We start from the raw sequence: 18424 nt of genomic DNA on the forward strand, positions 1-18424 counted from the left end.
GAGCCGGGAGTATGCCGCCCGCTCACGAGCGAGCTTCTTACGTCCCTGCGGCTGCCGGTCCTCGCGGATCTCGAAGCCCATGCCACCCCTTGAACTGGGGTGTTGCAACGACTCCTAGAACCCAAGGTCCGGCGGGGGCCCTTCGGGTCACCAGGCGATTCAGCCGCCGTAGTTGCCCTCGGTGTGGTGGTCGCCACCGCCACCCGACGCGTTGACGCAGGCGTTGCCGAACGACGGGTTCAGCAGAGCGATCACGTTGACGGTGTTGCCGCAGACGTTGACCGGGACGTGCACCGGAACCTGGAGCAGGTTGCCCGACAGGACACCGGGGGAGCCGACCGCCGCACCGTGCGCTCCGGCATCGGCAGCAGCCAGACCCGCACCGGCGGCCAGGGCGCTACCGGCGGCAGCGGTGATGACGAATGCCTTCGCGATACGCGACATCAAGATCTCCTAGAGAGGAATGGGGGTGCCGCAGGAAACAGAAGCTGCGGCGTTTGACATGGCATACAACGCGGAGAGCGTCCAAGGGTCACGGTCGCTGAGCCGCCGGTGATCTCGGACCCCCTGCCGGTTTCGAACTGTGTGTGCGAACTACCGGGTGGTCCCGAAGCGGGCGGAGGAGAAGTACGGGCGCACCGGCATGACCGCTCCCGGCGCCAGCACCTCCACCGGGGTGCCCGCGCAGCCGGGCTCCCGGTACAGGGCCACCGAGCTCCGGGTCTTGTTGGTCACCGCCCGGCCGCCGCCGCCCAGGGCGGCCACGCAGCCCTTGGGGGAGTCGATGCCGTGCGGGCGGTCGTCCGTGCCGAGGTACTGGAAGGCGGGCCCGACGGCCGGCGGGGTTCCGAGGGCGGCGGTCGGGCCGTCGGCCGCGTACGCGCTGCCGCCGGCCGCCGCTCCGGCCGCGGCCGTGGCCGCGAGCAGCAGGACGGGCACCGATCCGGCCCGGACGAGGCTCCGAATGGTGTGGGGGAGAGACAGGGATCGCATGCCCCGCCCAACCCGTCGCGCCCCCGGCGGGGTCACGCCTTGTCACCCCGCGCATGCCTGTGCGACGGTGCGACCGGCGCCGTGCGGAACACCGGATCCCCAGGAGCCCCTACCCCAGGAGGACGTGATGGCCGCAGCGGCGAGCGGGACCCCTGACCGGGCCCGTCCCCGCTCCCGGGTCCGGACCGCCCACGGCGAGGTCGAGGGCAGGAGCGGGCCGGGCGGCATCGCCGTCTTCCGGGGCCTCCCCTACGCCGCCCCGCCCGTCGGAGCCCGCCGGTTCGCCACGCCCGAGCCCCCCGAGGCCTGGGACGGCGTACGCGACGCGGGTGCGTACGGCCCAGCTTGGACAGGGCCATCCCTTCGGTGGGAAGTTCACGAGTAGGTGCACGTGGCGCAGTGCCGACCAGTACGGATGTTCTGATATTCAGCCATAAACCGACTGCAATACGCTGATCGCCATGCAGCTCAGGTACTCCTTCCGGATGTACCCGAACGGTCCGCAGCGCTCGGCGCTGGCCAGGGCGTTCGGGTGCTCGCGGGTGGTCTACAACGATGCGCTCCGCGCACGTGAGACCGCCCGCGCCGAAGGCGCCGTGTTCCCGAAGACGGGAGATCTGTCCAAGCTGCTGATCACCGAGGCGAAGAGGACCGAGCAACGGTCCTGGCTCGGGGAGGTGTCCGCCGTCGTGCTCCAGCAGTCCCTTCGGGACCTGGACACCGCGTACCGGAACTTCTTCGACGGCCTCAAGGGCAAGCGCCCCAAGATGGGTGCGCCGCGGTTCAAGTCCCGCAAGGACAACCGGCAGGCCGTGCGGTTCACCGCGAATGCCTGTTGGAAGATCACGGCCGGCGGTGACCTGTCGTTGCCGAAGATCGGCGATGTCCGGGTGAAGTGGTCCCGCACGCTGCCGTCCGTACCGTCTACGGTGACCGTGATCAAGGACGCGGCCGGAAGGTACTTCGCCTCATTCGTGGTCGAGACCGGCACGGATGAGGCGCTGCCCGAGGTGTCCGGTCAGGTCGGCATCGACCTGGGGCTCACGCACTTTGCGATCCTCTCGGACGGTACGAAGATTGACAGCCCGCGCTTTCTGCGGCGGGCGGAGAAGAAGCTGAAGCGGGAACAGCGGCGTCTGTCCCGCAAGGCCAAGGGCTCCAGCAATCGGGCCAAGGCCCGTATCAAGGTCGCCCGCGCTCACGCGCAGGTTGCCGACGCGCGGCGCGAGTTCCACCACCAGCTCTCGACGAAGATCATCCGCGAGAACCAAGCGGTTGCCGTTGAGAACCTGGGAGTCAGAGGACTCGCCCGCACGCGCATGGCCAAGTCCGTCCACGACGCCGGATGGTCGGCGTTCCTGGCGATGCTGGAGTACAAGTCCGCCCGTTACGGGCGCACCCTCGTACGCATCGGCCGCTTCGAGCCGACCTCACAGGCCTGCTCGCAGTGCGGCGCCAAGGACGGCCCCAAACCCCTCCACATCCGCGAGTGGGAGTGCAAGGCGTGCGGGTCCGTCCTTGACCGGGACATCAACGCGGCGGTCAACGTCGCCAAGGCTGCCGGACTGGCAGTGTCAGCCTGTCGAGCGCTGGTAGGACCGGGACGTGTCCCGGCACAGCGCGAAGAAGCAGGAACCCACCGAGACGGTCGGACGACCGTGGTAGGAATCTCCTCCCCTTAGGGAGGAGAGCGGAAGTCAATCGACGGGTCCTTCCATGACCTTGCTGATGAACTGGATCGGACCCTCGCCCATGTTGGGCACGTAGGTCTTGGCGTTGTGCCGGCCGCCCTGGATGATCTTCAGGTCGGTGTGGATCGGCCCCTTGCCGTAGTCGGCGATGAACTTCTGCACGTTCGGCAGGGTGTTCTTGTTGCTCTCGTCGGTGCCGACCTGGAAGGCGAGGTAGACGTCCGGGCTGCCCTTCTTGTCGATCAGCGCCTTGGCGAGCAGCTCGGGGTTGTTCTCCGCCTTCTCCTTGTCGTAGCCCTTCCACAGGGAGGAGTCGGGGACGATGTCGGGGCCGGAGCAGATCGCGGCCTTGAACTTCTCCGGGTGCTTCAGCACGGCCTTCAGGCTGGCGAAGCCGCCGGTGGAGGAGCCCATGTAGGCCCAGCCGTCACGGGACTTGACCGTGCGGAAGTTCTCCCGCATCAGGTCAGGGACGTCGTCGGTCAGCCAGGTGCCCATCTTGGGCTGGCCCGGGATGTCGGAGCCGTCCCAGTAGACGCCCTTGTCGTCCGGGCCCGGGTTCAGCACCGGCATGGCCAGGATGAAGGGCTTGCTCTTCCCCTCGGCGTACCACTTGCCGATGCTGGTCTGGAGGCCCAGGTCGGTGCCCATCCAGTAGTTGTTCGGGTAACCGGCGCCGCCGGGCAGCGCGATCATGACCGGGAAGCCGCTCTTGGCGAACTTCGGGTCGTTGTACTCCTTGGGCGCCCACACCCAGACCTTGCCCTTGAACCCGGACTTCTTGCCGTTCAGCGTGGTGACGGCCACGTGCGTGCCGTCCGGCAGGGTCATCGAGTTCTTGAAGTCGGCCGCGGGGCCGGTGGGCATCGACATCTTCGAGTTCGGCGGCGGCGTGGCGGCCGACGCCCCACCGGTGTCGCCCCCGGCGGTGCCGCCCGGCGGCTTGCCGAAGGAGACGGAGTCGCCCTTGTCGGTGAAGGGCGGTACTTCGTAGTGGCTCATCACGAGGGAGGCGACGGCCGCGAGCGCGAGGACGGAGGCACCCGCGATCACCCACCGCCGGACCCGGGACGGCCGGCGCGGCTCCCCGGGGGACGGCGGAAGCGGCTGTACGGACTGCTGTCCGTCGGGCGAGTGCGACATGTGCGGTTGCTCTCCGGCTGGTGCTGCCCCGTGGGGGCGGGGTGGGACTGCTTTCGATCGAAAGATGAGCGTACGTGCCCACGGGTTCCCGATTTTTATGTCTCTTGGGGTTCCGAAGAGGAGCACGTTGCCCGGCGCGCACAGGGCCGGCGGAGTTCGGATCCGCACGCCGACTATCCCTGGCCTCCGCGGATGCCGGTCGGTACGTTACCTCCGCGCAGCCCCAGCCCCAGCCCCCTGCCCGGAGGTAACGTCCGTGTTAGGCATGCCCCTCCAGCGCCGGATCCTGATCCTCGTCTCGGCCGTGCTCCTGCTCGCCGTCGTCGGCGCGCTCGCCGTCGTACGGGCCTCCTCGCGCGCCGAGGAGAAGAACCGGGTCCAGGCGGGCGGGCCGCCGATCACCGCCGGCGAAGTCTCCCTCGCACGTGACGGCGGCCGGCGGATCGTGTTCCGGAACATGGCCTGGGGGCCGCACCGCGACGAGCTCGCCACCGCGCCGGCCGGCGCGCCCGGGGGTCCGCGTACCGCCTCCGGGGTCAGTTGCCTGCGCTTCCACGCGGCGGCCGGAACCGGGGTCTGCCTCCAGGCCGACAAGGGCGGGGTGCAGGACGGCTACAAGGCGGTGGTCCTCGACGCCCGGCTGAAGGAGGTCGCCGCCCGCCCGCTGGCCGGCGTCCCGACCCGGGCCCGGGTCTCGCCCGGCGGCCACCTGGTCGCCTGGACGGTCTTCGTGGGCGGTGATTCGTATGCCGGTACGAATTTCTCCACCCGGACCTCCCTGCTGGACCTGCGCAGCGGAACGTACGACGCCTCGCTGGAGGACTTCACCATCCACAAGGACGGCAAGGCGTACCGCAACGCGGACGTCAATTTCTGGGGGGTCACCTTCGCCGCCGACGAGCGGACCTTCTACGCGACGCTCGCCACCGGCGGCCAGACCCACCTGGTCCGCGGCGACCTCGCGGCGCGCACGGTGACCACGCTGCGCGAGAACCTGGAATGCCCGTCCCTGTCACCCGACGGGACCCGGCTGGTGTTCAAGAAGCGGGTGCCGGGCCTGTCCCCGGACGCGCCGTGGCGGCTGTACGCCCTGGACCTCGCCACGATGGCCGAGACCCCGCTCGCCGAGGAGCGCAGCGTCGACGACCAGGTGGTGTGGACCGCCGACGACAGGACCGTCGTCTACTCGCTGCCCGGGGACTTCGGCGCCGACCTGTACTCCCTGCCCGCCGACGGCGGCGGGGCCCCGGCCCGGCTGATGACCTCGGCCCTCGCCCCCGCCTTCCTCGGCTGACGCCGGGAGGACGGGAGGCGGGGGGCGGGGGGCGGACGTGCGGTTCTTCGAAGAAGGACCGTTAGGCCGGGATGAGCGTCTTGCGGCGCCGCTTGCGCTGCGCCGCGGCCGACAGCCGCAGCTCGATGACCGACCGCACGGTGGGCCATTCCTCGTCGAGGATCGAGTAGAAGGCCGTACTGCGCACGGCGCCGTCCAGGCCCCTCGAATGGGCCCGGCGGACCCCCTCGCTGGTGAACCCGAGCCGTTCCATCGCGGCGCGCGAGCGACCGTTGCGGGCGTCGGCGCGCAGCGAGATCCGGCGGACCCCCCAGGTCTCGAAGGCATGGCGGAGCATGAGCAGCTTCGCCTCGGTGTTGATGCCGGTGCCCTGGGCCGCCGGAGACAGCCAGGTATTGCCGATCTCGGCGGCATCGGGGATCGACGTTGCGGGATCGCCGAACGGGACTCCCGGCACGGCGGGCCACACCAGGGGCCCCTGCCAGTAGTCGAGTTCCAGGAACCGGGTCGAACCGACCACCCGACCGTCGGTGGCTCTGACCACCGCGAACGGGAGCGATCGACCCGCCGCCTGATCGGCGAGGGCACGGTCGATGTACTCGTGTGACGCCTGCAACCCGTGGGGTACGGGAGTGAAGGCGTAAGTCGTACGATCCTCGGCCCCGGCCATGGCCAAGGCCTCGGTGTGGTGGGGGGCGAGGGGCTCAAGCCGCACGGAGCGGCCGGCGAGGAGTACGGGTACGGGCACGGAGCCTTCGGTCCTTCTAGGCGGTGGGGTGGTTGCACAGTCTGCGTCCCTGACGTCGCCCCCCGTGCAAAACACGAGTGAAAGGCAACGGGCTGTCAGGTGAACGCGAGTGGCTCAATGTAGCTCCTTAGACTCCTTTCATGAACCCCCAAATTGGCAATGGCGTGACACTCTTTTTCGAGGACTCGGGTCCCCGCGACGGAGCCCCCGTAATCCTGATCCACGGACATCCGTTCAGCCACTTGATGTGGGCCCCCCAGACGGCGGCACTGACCACGGCCGGTTACCGGGTTATTACCCCTGACCTGCGGGGATACGGGCAAAGTCCGGTGCTTCCGGGTAAAACGCTGCTCGCGGACTTCGCCGACGATCTGGCGGCCCTGCTCGACCGTCTGGACGTCGAACAGGCGGTCGTCGGCGGTGTGTCCATGGGCGGCCAGATCGCCATGGAGATGAGGTTGCGCCACCCGGGCCGGGTGCGGGCCCTGGTCCTCTCCGACACCTCCGCCCCGCCGGAAACGGAGGACGGCAAAACCTTCCGCCGGAACCTCGCCGAGCGGCTCCTCGCGGAGGGAATGAAGCCCTATACCGACGAGGTCATCGACAAGATGCTCGCGCCGTACAACGTGACCGGGATGCCGGAGGCGGCGGCCAAGGTCACCGGGATGATGTACGCGACCGCCCCTGAGGGCGCGGCCGCCGCCCTGCGCGGGCGGGCCGAGCGGCCCGACTACGCCCCGGTGCTCGCGGCGCTGCCGCCCGAGGTGCCCTGCCTGATCGTGGTCGGCCGGGACGACGTCTACACCCCGGTCGCCGAGGCCGAGTCCCTGCACGCGCTGGTCCCGCACTCGGTGCTCAGCGTGGTGGAGCGGGCCGGGCACCTGCCGGGCGTGGAACAGCCGGAGGCCTTCAACCGGGCGCTGCTGGAGTTCCTCGCGGGAATCTGACGGCGGCGCGCCGGCCGGGTGCGCGGGCCGGGTGCGCCGGCCGGGTCCGCGGGCCGGGGCTTTCGGCTGTCCGGAGGGTGCCGAACGGGGCTACCGCGCCCCGGACGGGCGGTGTCAGTCTGTCTGCAGGGTGGTGCGCAGCCGGTAGCGGTCCCCGCTGTACTCCACCGTGGACAGCAGCAGCGGCCGCTGGTCCTTCGTGTACACCGTCTGGTCGAGCACGAGTACGGGTGCGCCCTCGGCGATGCCCAGGTGCCCGGCGAGCTCCGCGTCGGCGTTGCGCGCCTCGATGGTCGCCTCGGCGCGGTCGGGTTCGACGCCCCAGCGGCGCAGTTCCTCGAAGAGGGAGGTCTCGCGGAAGTCCGTACGGGCGAGGTCGGGCGCCAGTTCGGAGACGATCAGGGTCCGGTCGACGGCGATCCGGACGTCGTTGAGCAGCCGGACCCGCTCCAGGCGCAGGAGCGGGGTGCCGGCGGGCACGTCGAGGCGGTCGGCGTCGTCCAGGGACGCGGTGACGGTGTCGTGGCGCAGGACCACCGAGCTGGCACGCATGTGCTTGCGGCGCGCGGTGGCGGTGAAGGACTCCAGGTCCTTGGGCCACTCGCGGGCGGGCGTCGGCGCCACGGGCGCCGCGACGAACCAGCCGCGCCCGTGCGACGCGGTGACCAGGCCCTGTTCGACGAGTCGGGCGAGCGCGCGGCGCAGGGTGACGCGGGAGACGTCCAGCCGGGTGCACAGCTCGCGCTCGGGCGGCAGCTTGCTGCCCTCGGACAGGCCGCGGCGGGCGATCTCCTCGCGGATGCGGTCCGCGGCCTGGGCCCACAGGGGGTCCGCGGCGCGGGCGTTCGCCGCATGGGCGTTCACCGCGATCGAGGAGTCGGCGGCGCGGGCGGCATCGTCGGTCATGAGCCGAATCATACCACTTGCTACCACTTCGGCTGGCTTCCGCCCTGGCGGGGCCGGGACCTAAGCCCTCATCTTGATATTTTCCGTAAGACCACAAGAGACCACCGTTGACCAATCCAAAACCACTGGCTACCTTCGAGTCGTCCCCACCACCCCGCTCGACGAGGAGTCCCGAGATGAGTACGGCCACAGTTCGGGCCGGCGCGCCGGCTGCCGGAAAGAAGCCGGGCCGGATCATGCCGGTCATGCAGCGCATCGGCCGCAGCCTGATGCTGCCCGTGGCCACGCTGCCGGCGGCAGCCCTGCTGACCCGCCTCGGCGGCGCCGACCTGCTGGGCCGCGAGAACTTCCCGCTGATCATCCAGAAGCTCGCGATCGTCCTGGCGGCGGCCGGTGACACCGTCTTCGCCAACATGCCGCTGCTCTTCGCCGTCGGCGTGGCCATCGGCTTCGCCAAGAAGTCGGACGGCTCCACCGCACTGGCGGCCGTGGTCGGCTACCTGGTCTTCAAGGCCGTACTCGCCAGCCCCGCCTTCCCCAAGGGCGTGGACGGCGAGCCGCTCGATGCCAAGGTCTTCGGCGGCATCGTGATGGGCCTCGTCGCGGCCCTCCTCTACCAGCGCTTCAGCCGCACCAAGCTCCCCGAGTGGCTCGGCTTCTTCGGCGGCCGACGGCTGGTGCCCATCCTGAGCGCCTTCGCGGGCGTCGGCATCGGAGTGGTATTCGGAGTGGTCTGGCCCACCGTGGGCGGCTGGTTCTTCCACTTCGGCGAGTGGCTGGTCGGCACGGGCGCCTGGGGCGCGGGCCTCTTCGGCCTCGTCGTCCGGGCCCTCATCCCGATCGGGATGCACCACTTCTTCTCGGTCTTCCCCTGGTTCGAGGCGGGCAGCTTCGTCAACCCGGCCACCGGCACCGAGGTCCACGGAGACATCGCCCGCTTCCTCGCCGGCGACCCGACCGCGGGCCAGTTCATGACCGGCGGCTTCCCGATCTACATGTTCGCGCTCCCGGCGGCCGCCATGGCCATCGCGCACACCGCCCGCCCCGAGAACCGCGTCATGGTCAAGGGCATGATGATCTCCGTCGCCCTGACCTCCTTCGTCACGGGCGTGACCGAGCCCATCGAATTCGCCTTCATGTTCGTGGCCCCGCTGCTGTACGCGGTCCACGCCTTCCTCTTCGGCGTCTCGATGGCCGTCTGCTACGCCCTCGGCATCCGCGACGGCTTCGGCTTCTCCTCCGGCGCCATCGACTACGTCGTGAACTACGGCATCGCCACCAAGCCCTGGATGCTCATCCCGATCGGCCTGGCCTTCGCCGCCATCTACTACGTGCTCTTCCGCTGGGCGATCGTGAGGTTCGACCTCCCGACCCCGGGCCGCGAACGGGACGAGGAATCCCAGCCGGACGCCAAGGCCGACGCCTCCGCCTGATCCTCCCGCCCGGCCCGATCGCCCGCCCGGACAGGCCGCCCCCGCCCCACCCGCACCGCGGGGGCGGACCGGCCTCCCGGACCTCCCCAGACTTCTAAGGACCCCCCACCATGTCCGGATCCCGCATCACGTTCCTCGAAGGCCAGGCCGACCAGGGCGCAGCCCTCGCCCGGATCGCCGACCGCGTCCGCACCCAGCTCGCCTCCCCGGAGCTCGCCGGGCTGCGCGCCGCCGAGCGCCCCCTGTTCACCGGCATCGGAGCCTCGTACGCCGCCCTCGCCGTCCCGGTGCAGCAGCTCCGCGAGGCCGGCATCGTCACCCAGCGCGTGCTGTCCAGCGAGATCGAGACCGGCACCGCCGGCTTCGAGACCGACTGCCTGATCGCCGTCTCCCAGGGCGGCCGCAGCTCCGAGACCATCGCCGCCTTCGAATGCGCGGCCCCCGGCATCACGAAGACCGCGCTGCTCAATGTGGTCCCCTCGCCGCTCGGCGACCTCGCCGACCTCACCGTGGACCTCGGCAACGAGCCCGACTCGTACGCCTCGACCGTCGGCTACACCGGCACCGTCGTCGCCCTCGACTTGATCGCCGGGGCCGTCGCGGGACGCGCGGGCGACCCGTGGGGCGAGATCGCCGAGCAGACCACCGCGATCCACGCGCAGGCCACTGAGATCGTGGCGGGCCTGCGGGAGCGCGGCGCCCGCTGCACCGCCTCCGACGGCGTGGCGGCCGGGGCCTCCCGGGCCTCCGCCGAGGAGGGCGCGCTGCTGCTGCGCGAGGTCGTGCGGATGACCGCGGCGCACTCGGCGACCCGCAACTACCTGCACGGCGAGATGGAGTCGGCGGGCAACACGCTCCACCTGGTCTACGGCGACGGCCGCGAGATCGAGCTGGCCCGCTCGCTGGCGGGCGCCGGCCACCTCACACTGCTGATGACCACGGCCGAGGTGGAGCCGGCGGACAGCCTCTCGGTCGTCCGCCTGCCCGAGGTCGCGGACGCAGTCCGGGTGGTCCTGGAGACGGTGGTCCTGCAGGAGCTGGTCGCCCAGCTCAGCGCCGAGCGGGACGTTCCGATCGAGTCCTTCGTCTTCGCCAACGACGACACCAAGCAGGGCGGCCTCGACATGTCCGACTTCGAGGTCGCGGGCTTCACCCAGGCCTGAGCGCGATTGCCGTCTGTAGGGGCCCGATGTAGTTCAGCTATCGAGCTCGCATCTCAGCAGTACATCAGCAATGTTGGGTAGGTTCAGCAGTCCGGAACCCTGGCCACCGCTGGGAGTTTAGAAGCTGTTGTCGTACCGATCATGGTGGACATCGGTTCGAGTGTGGCGACTCTGTCGGGTGATCTCTCGCTTGTGCGCGCATGAAGGCAGGGCCTCCGGTTCAGCTCATGGTTGTCGAAGCCGGAGCGCACCAGGAGGCCCTGTTGTTGCAGTCTTACGCTCTCGTGCGGGTGGAGTCCAACTGGGCTGCCCCATCGTGTGATTGCCTCGCTCACCGGTTCGGGAACGCGGGTGATCGCCCTGGACGTGCACCGCGCTATCCGTCGGACATGACGGACGCGGAATGGGCCCTCGTGCGCGACTGTCTGCCGGTGCCACTGTGGCTGGAGGGGCGGGGCGGGCAGCCGGAGGGGTACTGCCACCGACAGATGTTGGACGCTGTTCGCTATCTGGTGGCGGGCGGCATCACCTGGCGAGCGATGCCGGGCGACTTCCCGGCGTGGGACCGCGTCTACGCCTTCGCGCGGCGGTGGCGTGTGAAGGGCTTGCTCGCGGAACTGCACGACCGGTTGCGCGGCCTGGTCCGCGAGGAGGCCGGCCGCGATCCGGAGCCAACCGCGGCGGTGATCGACGCACAGTCACTGCGGGCGGCGGCCACGGTGCCGGCGGCCACCCGCGGCTACGACGGGGCCAAGAAGGTGCCGGGGCGCAAGCGGCACATCGTGGTCGACTGCCTGGGGCTGCTGCTGGCCGTGATGGTCACCGCGGCGAACGTGACGGACCGGGACGCCGCGATGCCGCTGCTGGAACGTGTCCGGGCCCGCTATCGCAGGATCGTCCTGGTGTGGGCCGACGGCGGCTACGCGGGTCGCCTGGTCGGCTGGGCGAAGCAGCAACTGGGGCTCGCTCTTGAGATCGTCAAGCGCAGCGGCGACGCCTCGGGGTTCGTGGTGCTGCCCAGACGCTGGGTGGTGGAACGCACGCTGAGCTGGCTGATGCGCTCGCGGCGCCTGGTGCGCGACTACGAGACGCTGTCCGCCGTGCATGAGCAGATGGTGCTGTGGTCGATGACGATGCTCATGAGCCGCCGGCTGGCCCGGTGGCGAGCGTGAACCGTCCCGGGGTGGGTTCGGGCCTTCACCCGTGAAGGCCCGAACCCACGATCGAGGGCGTCATACAGCACGATCTGGTTCGCGGAACGGTTGAGGATCCGCAGCACGCGATGCCCACGTGGCGTCCCGGCTCCCCCTGGACACATACGCGCCGAATACAGAGGTATCGAGATCCTTGAGGGACTCCAGTACCAGAGTGGCAATCGCAAAGCGAGGATCGCAGCGATCAGCGGCCTCGGGAACGGCGACGACCGTCATCTGGGCTGACACGCCAGCGAGGACGCCGTTGAGCGAGTCCTCGATCACAATGCATTCGCCGGGTGACGCCCCGAGGGCGGCGGCTGCGCGGAGATAGGCGCCCGGGTGGGGTTTGCCGTGTTCGTCGTCTTCGGCCGAAAACACGGCATCGAAAGATCGGTCAAGGCCGGTGCTCGCGAGCGCATGCCGAATCACCGACTCCGGCGAAGATGACACGACGGCCATCGCCCTCGATGCACGCGCGCACGCCGCGACGGCGTGTTCGGCGCCGGGTTTCAGCGTCACTCCCTCCAACCTACGGCACACGGCGGCCACGATCTGCTGCTCGACGTCGTCGGGGTCGGCTTGAATGGTGGCCCGATCGAACCAATAGGCCACCATGTCCCTTTGCCGAAGCCCGCGCGTCGCCGCCTGCATCTCCGTTGTGAGGTGCAGGCCAAGCGGACCGAACACCTCACGCTTTGCCGCGTCCCAGATCGGCTCGGAGTCGATCAAAAGGCCGTCTAGGTCGAATAGGACAATCGGTTGCATCGGTTGCTCTTTCGTTGGCGATCACGCGAGGACGAGCTGCCCCGCCCTGCATGAGCAGATGGTGCTGTGGTCGATGACGATACTCATGAGCCGCCGACTGGCCCGGCGGCGAGCGTGAACCGTCCCGGGGTGGGCTCGTCGGCCCAGCCCCGGTCGGCCAGCCGCTTCATCTTCGACCGAACTCCTTCCACACTTGCCGGAACCGGCTCCAGTCCGAGTACGGCAGCGATCTCCTGACAGGACATCACTGGCTTCCCGCCGGATGCTTGTTCGGTGAGCGTGGCGAGGATGCGCTGGTAGTGGGGAGCGAGCGCGTCCATGGAAAGCGCGGGACGCCACACCGGGACGATCGAGCCCCATCGCGCGGCCGTCGGTAGGGGAACCTCGGCGGGCGCGTTCGTCGCGGGCTCCGACCCGGAAGACTCACCGGCTCCCGGGCCTGCTTCACCTGCCTGTCCGGGCCGTGGCCCGGACAGAACCTCGCCAACGCGCTGCCGGGCGATCAGCCACTCGTGCCAGGCCGTCTCCGCTTCGGCGAGCTCAGCGAGTACCCGGTCCGCCACCTCCCGAAGCTCCTCCACGCGCTCACGCGCGGCCAGCTCCCGCTCCTCCAGGAGACCCACCACCGACGCCATCCCGGCACCTCCACCAACGAGACAACCCAACGGCCCGAGCATGCCTCGCCATGCCGGCATCATGCCTGAACTGCGGAAACCCGCCGATCAAGTTCGGTACGACAACGGCTTCTTAGTCCAGCGGCGGCCAGGGACCGGAGAGCAGGCGCTTGGCCTTCGTGACGATCGCTCCGGCCAACTGCTCGTGTGTGCCGTGCCGGATTGCCTCCCAGTCGTTGTACGCATCGACCTTGTCGACCAGCGGCCGAAGCGACTGAGGCCGGGCCAGTGCGCCCCAGCCGTCGTACGTGATGACGTCACCGCCGGCTCCGGGGGCCAGACTGCCGTTCACGATCAGCCGGAGCCACCAGCGCACGAGTTCCCAGCGTGCCGTCTCCCAGGGAATGTCGGTGTCATCGGCGGGGAGGCTCCCGGTCAGACCCAGCTCAGCCAGTACCTGGTCGAAGAGCGCATCAGCCTTTCCATGGTCAGTGCGCGGCAGGCCGGCAAGCTGTGGAAGCGACTCCGTCTCGAGGCCGAGGACCAGGGCCGTGAGCCCTGCCTCGATCAGCTGGTGCGGGTAGTGCTGTCGGCCGATCAGGCGCTCGAGTGCGAGCATCCGCAGGTACTCGGCAGCCTTCTGTGCGCTGACGGCATAGGGGGTGTGCGGGGTGGGCATGGCGACGTCGGTGCCGGGACCGCCGTGGACGAAGTACGACCAGAAGCCGACGGTCGCGTGGGCGGGGAGGCTGCTGGCCCGGCCGGTGAACTCGTTTCGTATGTAGTCGGCGAGGTCGTTCCCGTAGATGATGATGTCGGTCTGGTGGACGGACAGTACGGGGTGGCCGTATTCGCCTGCTGTGCCAGGTAGGAAGCGGTGGCTGTAGACGGGGACCAGCTGCGGAGCGGCAGCCAGCTCGGACCGTGCGATCTGCAGGGCGTCGGATGGCCCTGCGGGCCTAGGACTCCAGGCGGGGTGCCAGAAGCTGTTGTGCTCCACGTCGAAGAGCACACCCTCGAGCGGTTGGGAGAGCCGCTCGGCCAGGTCCTCGGCGTCGCCGTTCCGCCAGTCGGGCCAGCTTCGCGACCCGTGCGGGAGCCCGGCGGCAAGGAAGACCCTGTGGTCCGCCGAGAAGGTAAAGCCGAATCGCGCCTCGACCGCGTCGAGTTCCCGCTCGCTGAGGCCGGGCCCGATCTCGGCTCGGAGCATGTTCTGAAGGTCCCTGGCAGCTTCCAGGGTCAGCGGCGGGGGCGACTGAGCGGTCATCCCGGCAGCATAGTGACCAGTACGACTACAGATCATCACTGACCAGCAGAGATGAAGAACGGCACTCACTTAAGTTCAGCAATCGAGCCCGTATCTCAGCGGTACATCAGCAATGTCGGGTAGTTCAGCAGTCTGAAACCTCGGTGGACTGCTGCCACTCGACTTGGTGCACTGAGTTCAACTGTCGCATGGACAGGGTCCTCGTGGCGCAGTTCTCCTGCCGTGGAAGTTCCCAGAGCTTCTACGGAGAGGGGACGTTGTGGGTGTCCAGATGATCGGTCCGGGCTGTGCTCCGGGTCGGAGGGTGTCGGTGTCACGTGATGAGGCCGGGGACGCACTGGTCTCGCTGCGGGCGTTGGACGACAGCACGGTTGAGAAGCCGATGAGATCGCTTCGTTCGGCCCAGGTGATGCGGGCGAAGCCGTGGCGCACGTTCCGGAACCGCCATGGGCAGAAGCATCATTCCGGCTACTACTGGTGCGCCACGACTGGCGGCCACGTCCTCTATGAGAGTCGGCTGGAGCTCGCGCGGCTGGTGCTGGCCGACTTCGACCCTGGGGTGGTGGCGATCGCGGCCCAGCCGTTTCGGATCCGGGCCCGGATTGATGGGCGGGCCCGGTGGCATGTCCCGGACTATCTCCTCGTCCGGACTGATCGGTCGGTGACGGTCGTCAACGTCAAGCCCGCCTCCCAGCTGGCCAAGCCGGAGATCGCCGAAGCCCTCGCCTGGCCGACGAAGGTGATCGAGGAGCATGGCTGGACCCACGAGGTCTGGTCCGGCGAGGACCCGGTCTATCTGGCGAACGTGCGCTTCCTGGCGAGCCAGCGCCGTGACGGGCTCGTGGCAGACGAGGTGCTGGACGCGGCCCTTGCAGCGGCAGCCGAGGGCGGGACGATTCTGGAGCTGTTGCTGCGGCTGCAGGAGTCCTGGGACCCGGCGCTCCTCAAGCCGGCGATTTTGAGGCTGCTCTGGCAGCAGCGGATTACGACAAATCTGCGGCGGCGACTGGATGGCGACAGCACTGTGGAGGTCCACGCGTGACGTCACAACGTACGGTGATCGCGATCGGGGTCCGGCTGAGCTACGACGGCGGCCTGTGGCAGGTCGCTGAACTCGATGCTCCCAACGTGCTGCTGCGAGATGCTCACGGAGGACTCCGGCAGGTCGATATCGGGCACCTGCTGTCGCAGCCCACGACGCGGCTGATCGACGCCGACCACGGCGAGCCGATCGAGGGCGTTGGAGCGGATCTGAGCAACCTTTCGCCAGACGAGCGGGACGAGCTGGTCGACCGTGTTGCCCACATGCAGGAGCTCCGGACGGGCTACCGGCGGGGCCACGCCGAACTGGCGCTGCCTGGCGAACCGCGCCCGGAGTACGACCTCAGCGTCCGGAAAGGACAGCGGTACGTCGCCAAGGCGGCGGAGCTGGGACTCGGGATGTCTACGGTGCGGGCCTGGCTGAACGGCTTTGAGACCGAGGGGCCGATGGCTCTGCTGGACAAGCGCTGGACGCGGCGGCGGGATGTGCTGGCCGGGGTCGATCCGCGCTGGATCGACATGGCCCGGACCGTTCTGAGCGAGCACACCGATGCGAGCCGACCGACCCAAGATCTTCTACTGGCCAAGATCCAAGCCCGGCTCGATGCCGAGGACGCCGAGTCGGAGGAACCGCCTCCGCCGGTGAAGCCTCCCAAGACGACCAAGGGTCGCAAGCTCCTGCGCGAACTCTCTCGAGGCACAGGCGCCTTCGGCGGCACCAAGGGCAAGCGGTCCGCGGCGAGCCGCCCAGAGACCCCCTACGGGCGGCTGCGGGCGACCCGTCCGGGCGAGTACCTCATCCTGGACACCACACCCTTGGATGTCTTCGTCATGGACCCGGTCACGCTGCGCTGGGTGAAGGCCGAGCTCACGGTCGCGATGGATCTCTACGACAGGTGCATCACCGGACTGCGGCTCACCCCGGTCTCGACGAAGGCCGTGGATGCCGCAGGGGTCCTCTTTGAGTCCATCCGGCCGCTACCGGACGACGCCGACGGCTTCGTGACCAGCCGCAACCTCTACCACGGCCTGCCCCGCAGCGTCGTCGTCGATGCCGCACAGCTCGCTGATGCCGACGGTAACCCGCTCCTGCCGTCCGTTGCCGCCGAGACCGTCGTGGTGGACAACGGCAAGATCTACATCTCGGAGCACTTGCTGAGCGTCTGCGAACGGCTTGGAGTCTCAGTGCAGCCGGCTCGCGCCTACCAGGCCACCGACAAGGCGGCTTTGGAAAGATTCTTTCGCACCCTGCGAGAAGAGCTGCTCGTGGCCCTGCCCGGATACAAAGGGCCGGATGTCTACAGCCGCGGCAAGGACGTGGAGAAAGACGCGTACTACTTCCTGGACGAGATGGAGGCGATCATCCGGCAATGGGTGGACAAGTGCTACCACCGGCAGAGGCACACAGGGCTGTGCATCCCCGAGGTCCCCGGCCTGGATCTTTCCCCGCTGGAAATGTACGGGCACGGAGTCAACCGAGCAGGCTACGTCCAGGTGCCGGCCCGGACTGACCTGGTCTTCGACTTCCTGCCGGTCGAGTGGAGGACCGTCCAGCACTACGGTGTCGAGGTCGGCGGCCTGCGCTATGACGGCAAGGCACTGAACCCCTACCGGAACCGGACCAGCCCCTACACGGGAAAGCACACCGGAAAGTGGCCGCTGCGGATCGACCGCGACGACGTCAGCCGGATCTACTTCCAGGACCCGAAGACCAAGTCCTGGCACGCGCTTCGCTGGGAGCACGCCGACGCGGCCCGTGGCCCCTTCAGCGCCGAAGCCCTCGCCTACGCCCGGCGGCTGGCCGCAGCGCAGCACAGGTTCCCCGACACGAAACGGGCACTCGCCGACCTGCTGGAACAGTGGGACGCAGGTCTGGCACGCACTCCGGCCGAGCGCCGTATGGCAATCCGCTTGTCCGAACAGCGTCTGCGACTGGTGCCGCTGGAAGCCGCCGAGGACAGCGAGGTGGACCTGCCCATGGTCCCGGCCAAGGAGCAGACGCCCCAGCCCGTTCCTGAGAACGCGCATCCGGACGATCACGACCTTGGTGGGGACGACGATAGTGAGGATGAACTCGACGCGGACGACCCCGGCGAGGCGACCGACTTCTATGCCACCGCCATGGAGATCGCGTGACCGCCCCGATTCGTTCCCTGGAGAGGGCGTACAGCCTCTCGGTCAAGAGCGGCTGGAACCGGTACGTCAACGAGCCGGATCGCGTGCCTCCCGCCCTGCTGAGCAGGCGCGAACTGGCCGCCCTGTCGTCGCGGGCGCGTCTGGAGTACGAAGAACACCGCTCCGTCTGGCATGCCAACATCGGCCCGATCAAGACCCCACAACTGCAGTCGGTTCACCAGGACCTTTGGAACGTGCTCACAAGCAACCGGCAGGACGGCGATAAAGTGCGGCCCTCTGTAGTGATCGACGCCTTCCCCCGGCCTGGGCAAGTCCACGATCGCGACGAGCTTCGGCCGCGACTTTCAACACGCCCAAATCGACTGCTACGGGGCGCTCACCGAGGACAGGCAGGAACGCATTCCCGTCGTGCGGATTCAGCTGACCGACAGGACCAGCCGGCGCGACTTCAACTCGGCGCTGTGCCGATTCTTCAACCTCCCCCGCTACGACCAGGGCAATGCCAGCCAGCTTGGGAACCGGGCCGCCGACGCGATCCTCAGCTGCGAGACGAGACTGATCATCGTCGACGACGTGCACTTCCTGGACATGAAGCGGCGCGATGACCGGGCCGTCGCGAACCACTTCAAATCTCTCGCCAGCACGTTTCCCGTCACCTTCCTGCACGTCGGCGTTGGACTGGAGGCCCGCGGCCTGCTTGCTGAGGGACTGGGTGACGACGACGAAGACCTTGCGCAGAACGGGCGCCGTCTTACGCCGCTGACCGTGGAAGCCTTCGACGTCAGAACCGAGCAAGGCCGCCGCGTCTGGCGGGACCTGCTCTTGGCCGTCGAGAAGAGCATCGTGCTCGCAAATGCCCATCAAGGAATGATCGCCGACGAACTCTCGGACGAACTGTTCACTCGCAGCACCGGCCACTTCGCCTCACTGATGGCTCTGATCGCCCGCGGCTGCGACCGCGCTACTGAACTTGATTGGGTGATGTCGGGGCTGTTCGCCTGACAGCGTCCGGGTCGTTCCGGTAGCCCTGATGCTGTGAGGTACGCGCAGGGCGGCGGTTTGACCGACGCCGAGAGGGCCGCGCGGG

At 68.9% G+C, this 18424-nt stretch carries 18 protein-coding genes; 10 read left to right on the top strand and 8 right to left on the bottom strand.

What is annotated here, in order from left to right:
• Positions 1–159: 159 nt before the first annotated feature.
• On the bottom strand, positions 160–444 hold the full coding sequence (locus AC061S_RS42385; protein ID WP_478691212.1) for a chaplin: 285 nt from the start codon (positions 442–444) through the stop codon (positions 160–162).
• A 150-nt stretch (positions 445–594) separates the two neighbouring features.
• Positions 595–993 carry a hypothetical protein gene (locus AC061S_RS42390; protein WP_478691213.1) on the bottom strand — a complete coding sequence of 133 codons (399 nt, stop codon included), beginning with the start codon at positions 991–993 and terminating at the stop codon, positions 595–597.
• 127 nt (positions 994–1120) lie between these two features.
• On the opposite strand from AC061S_RS42390, the gene AC061S_RS42395 reads away from it, so the two are divergent.
• Positions 1121–1378 (top strand): carboxylesterase family protein, encoded by a 258-nt coding sequence (locus AC061S_RS42395; RefSeq protein WP_478691214.1) that lies wholly within the window; start codon positions 1121–1123, stop codon positions 1376–1378.
• A gap of 76 nt (positions 1379–1454) precedes the next feature.
• Positions 1455–2675: an RNA-guided endonuclease InsQ/TnpB family protein gene (locus tag AC061S_RS42400; RefSeq protein ID WP_478691215.1), complete on the top strand. Its 1221-nt coding sequence runs from the start codon at positions 1455–1457 to the stop codon at positions 2673–2675.
• A 15-nt stretch (positions 2676–2690) separates the two neighbouring features.
• Here the strand turns inward: AC061S_RS42400 and AC061S_RS42405 are convergent, their stop codons facing one another.
• The gene (locus tag AC061S_RS42405; RefSeq protein WP_478691216.1) at positions 2691–3827 is read right to left on the bottom strand and encodes an alpha/beta hydrolase; all 1137 of its coding nucleotides are present in this window, start codon (positions 3825–3827) and stop codon (positions 2691–2693) included.
• A 265-nt stretch (positions 3828–4092) separates the two neighbouring features.
• Between AC061S_RS42405 and AC061S_RS42410 the strand changes: the two genes are divergently transcribed.
• Positions 4093–5121 (top strand): TolB family protein, encoded by a 1029-nt coding sequence (locus tag AC061S_RS42410; protein ID WP_478691217.1) that lies wholly within the window; start codon positions 4093–4095, stop codon positions 5119–5121.
• A 61-nt stretch (positions 5122–5182) separates the two neighbouring features.
• Here the strand turns inward: AC061S_RS42410 and AC061S_RS42415 are convergent, their stop codons facing one another.
• Positions 5183–5869, bottom strand: coding sequence for a GNAT family N-acetyltransferase (locus tag AC061S_RS42415; RefSeq protein ID WP_478691218.1), 687 nt, complete (start codon positions 5867–5869; stop codon positions 5183–5185).
• A 140-nt stretch (positions 5870–6009) separates the two neighbouring features.
• Here AC061S_RS42415 and AC061S_RS42420 point away from each other — a divergent pair, with 140 nt between their 5' ends.
• Entirely contained in the window at positions 6010–6816 is an 807-nt protein-coding gene (locus tag AC061S_RS42420) for an alpha/beta fold hydrolase (RefSeq protein ID WP_478691219.1), read from the top strand.
• Positions 6817–6930: 114 nt separating this feature from the next.
• Here the strand turns inward: AC061S_RS42420 and AC061S_RS42425 are convergent, their stop codons facing one another.
• The gene (locus AC061S_RS42425) at positions 6931–7722 is read right to left on the bottom strand and encodes a GntR family transcriptional regulator (protein WP_478691220.1); all 792 of its coding nucleotides are present in this window, start codon (positions 7720–7722) and stop codon (positions 6931–6933) included.
• A 176-nt stretch (positions 7723–7898) separates the two neighbouring features.
• On the opposite strand from AC061S_RS42425, the gene AC061S_RS42430 reads away from it, so the two are divergent.
• The 3 genes from AC061S_RS42430 (at position 7899) to AC061S_RS42440 (ending at position 11490) form a co-directional block, all read left to right on the top strand.
• Positions 7899–9155, top strand: a complete 1257-nt coding sequence (locus tag AC061S_RS42430) for a PTS transporter subunit EIIC (RefSeq protein WP_478691221.1) — start codon at positions 7899–7901, stop codon at positions 9153–9155.
• A 110-nt stretch (positions 9156–9265) separates the two neighbouring features.
• Positions 9266–10318, top strand: a complete 1053-nt coding sequence (locus AC061S_RS42435; protein ID WP_478691222.1) for an SIS domain-containing protein — start codon at positions 9266–9268, stop codon at positions 10316–10318.
• 389 nt (positions 10319–10707) lie between these two features.
• Positions 10708–11490 (top strand): IS5 family transposase, encoded by a 783-nt coding sequence (locus AC061S_RS42440; RefSeq protein ID WP_478691223.1) that lies wholly within the window; start codon positions 10708–10710, stop codon positions 11488–11490.
• Positions 11491–11550: 60 nt separating this feature from the next.
• Here AC061S_RS42440 and AC061S_RS42445 read toward each other — a convergent pair whose 3' ends face one another.
• The 3 genes from AC061S_RS42445 to AC061S_RS42455 all read right to left on the bottom strand — a co-directional run bounded on the left by AC061S_RS42445 (position 11551) and on the right by AC061S_RS42455 (position 14160).
• Positions 11551–12279, bottom strand: coding sequence for an HAD family hydrolase (locus AC061S_RS42445; RefSeq protein WP_478691224.1), 729 nt, complete (start codon positions 12277–12279; stop codon positions 11551–11553).
• Between the two features lie 83 nt (positions 12280–12362).
• On the bottom strand, positions 12363–12914 hold the full coding sequence (locus AC061S_RS42450; protein WP_478691225.1) for a hypothetical protein: 552 nt from the start codon (positions 12912–12914) through the stop codon (positions 12363–12365).
• 112 nt (positions 12915–13026) lie between these two features.
• Positions 13027–14160: an SMI1/KNR4 family protein gene (locus AC061S_RS42455; protein ID WP_478691226.1), complete on the bottom strand. Its 1134-nt coding sequence runs from the start codon at positions 14158–14160 to the stop codon at positions 13027–13029.
• A gap of 355 nt (positions 14161–14515) precedes the next feature.
• On the opposite strand from AC061S_RS42455, the gene AC061S_RS42460 reads away from it, so the two are divergent.
• The 3 genes from AC061S_RS42460 to AC061S_RS42470 all read left to right on the top strand — a co-directional run bounded on the left by AC061S_RS42460 (position 14516) and on the right by AC061S_RS42470 (position 18339).
• Positions 14516–15202 (top strand): TnsA-like heteromeric transposase endonuclease subunit, encoded by a 687-nt coding sequence (locus AC061S_RS42460; protein WP_478691227.1) that lies wholly within the window; start codon positions 14516–14518, stop codon positions 15200–15202.
• Positions 15199–17337, top strand: a complete 2139-nt coding sequence (locus tag AC061S_RS42465; RefSeq protein WP_478691228.1) for a Mu transposase C-terminal domain-containing protein — start codon at positions 15199–15201, stop codon at positions 17335–17337. The genes AC061S_RS42460 and AC061S_RS42465 overlap by 4 nt, the downstream gene beginning before the upstream one ends.
• A 303-nt stretch (positions 17338–17640) precedes the next feature.
• Positions 17641–18339: a TniB family NTP-binding protein gene (locus tag AC061S_RS42470; protein ID WP_478691229.1), complete on the top strand. Its 699-nt coding sequence runs from the start codon at positions 17641–17643 to the stop codon at positions 18337–18339.
• Positions 18340–18424: the final 85 nt, after the last annotated feature.

Source organism: Streptomyces sp. CA189 (assembly GCF_056428985.1).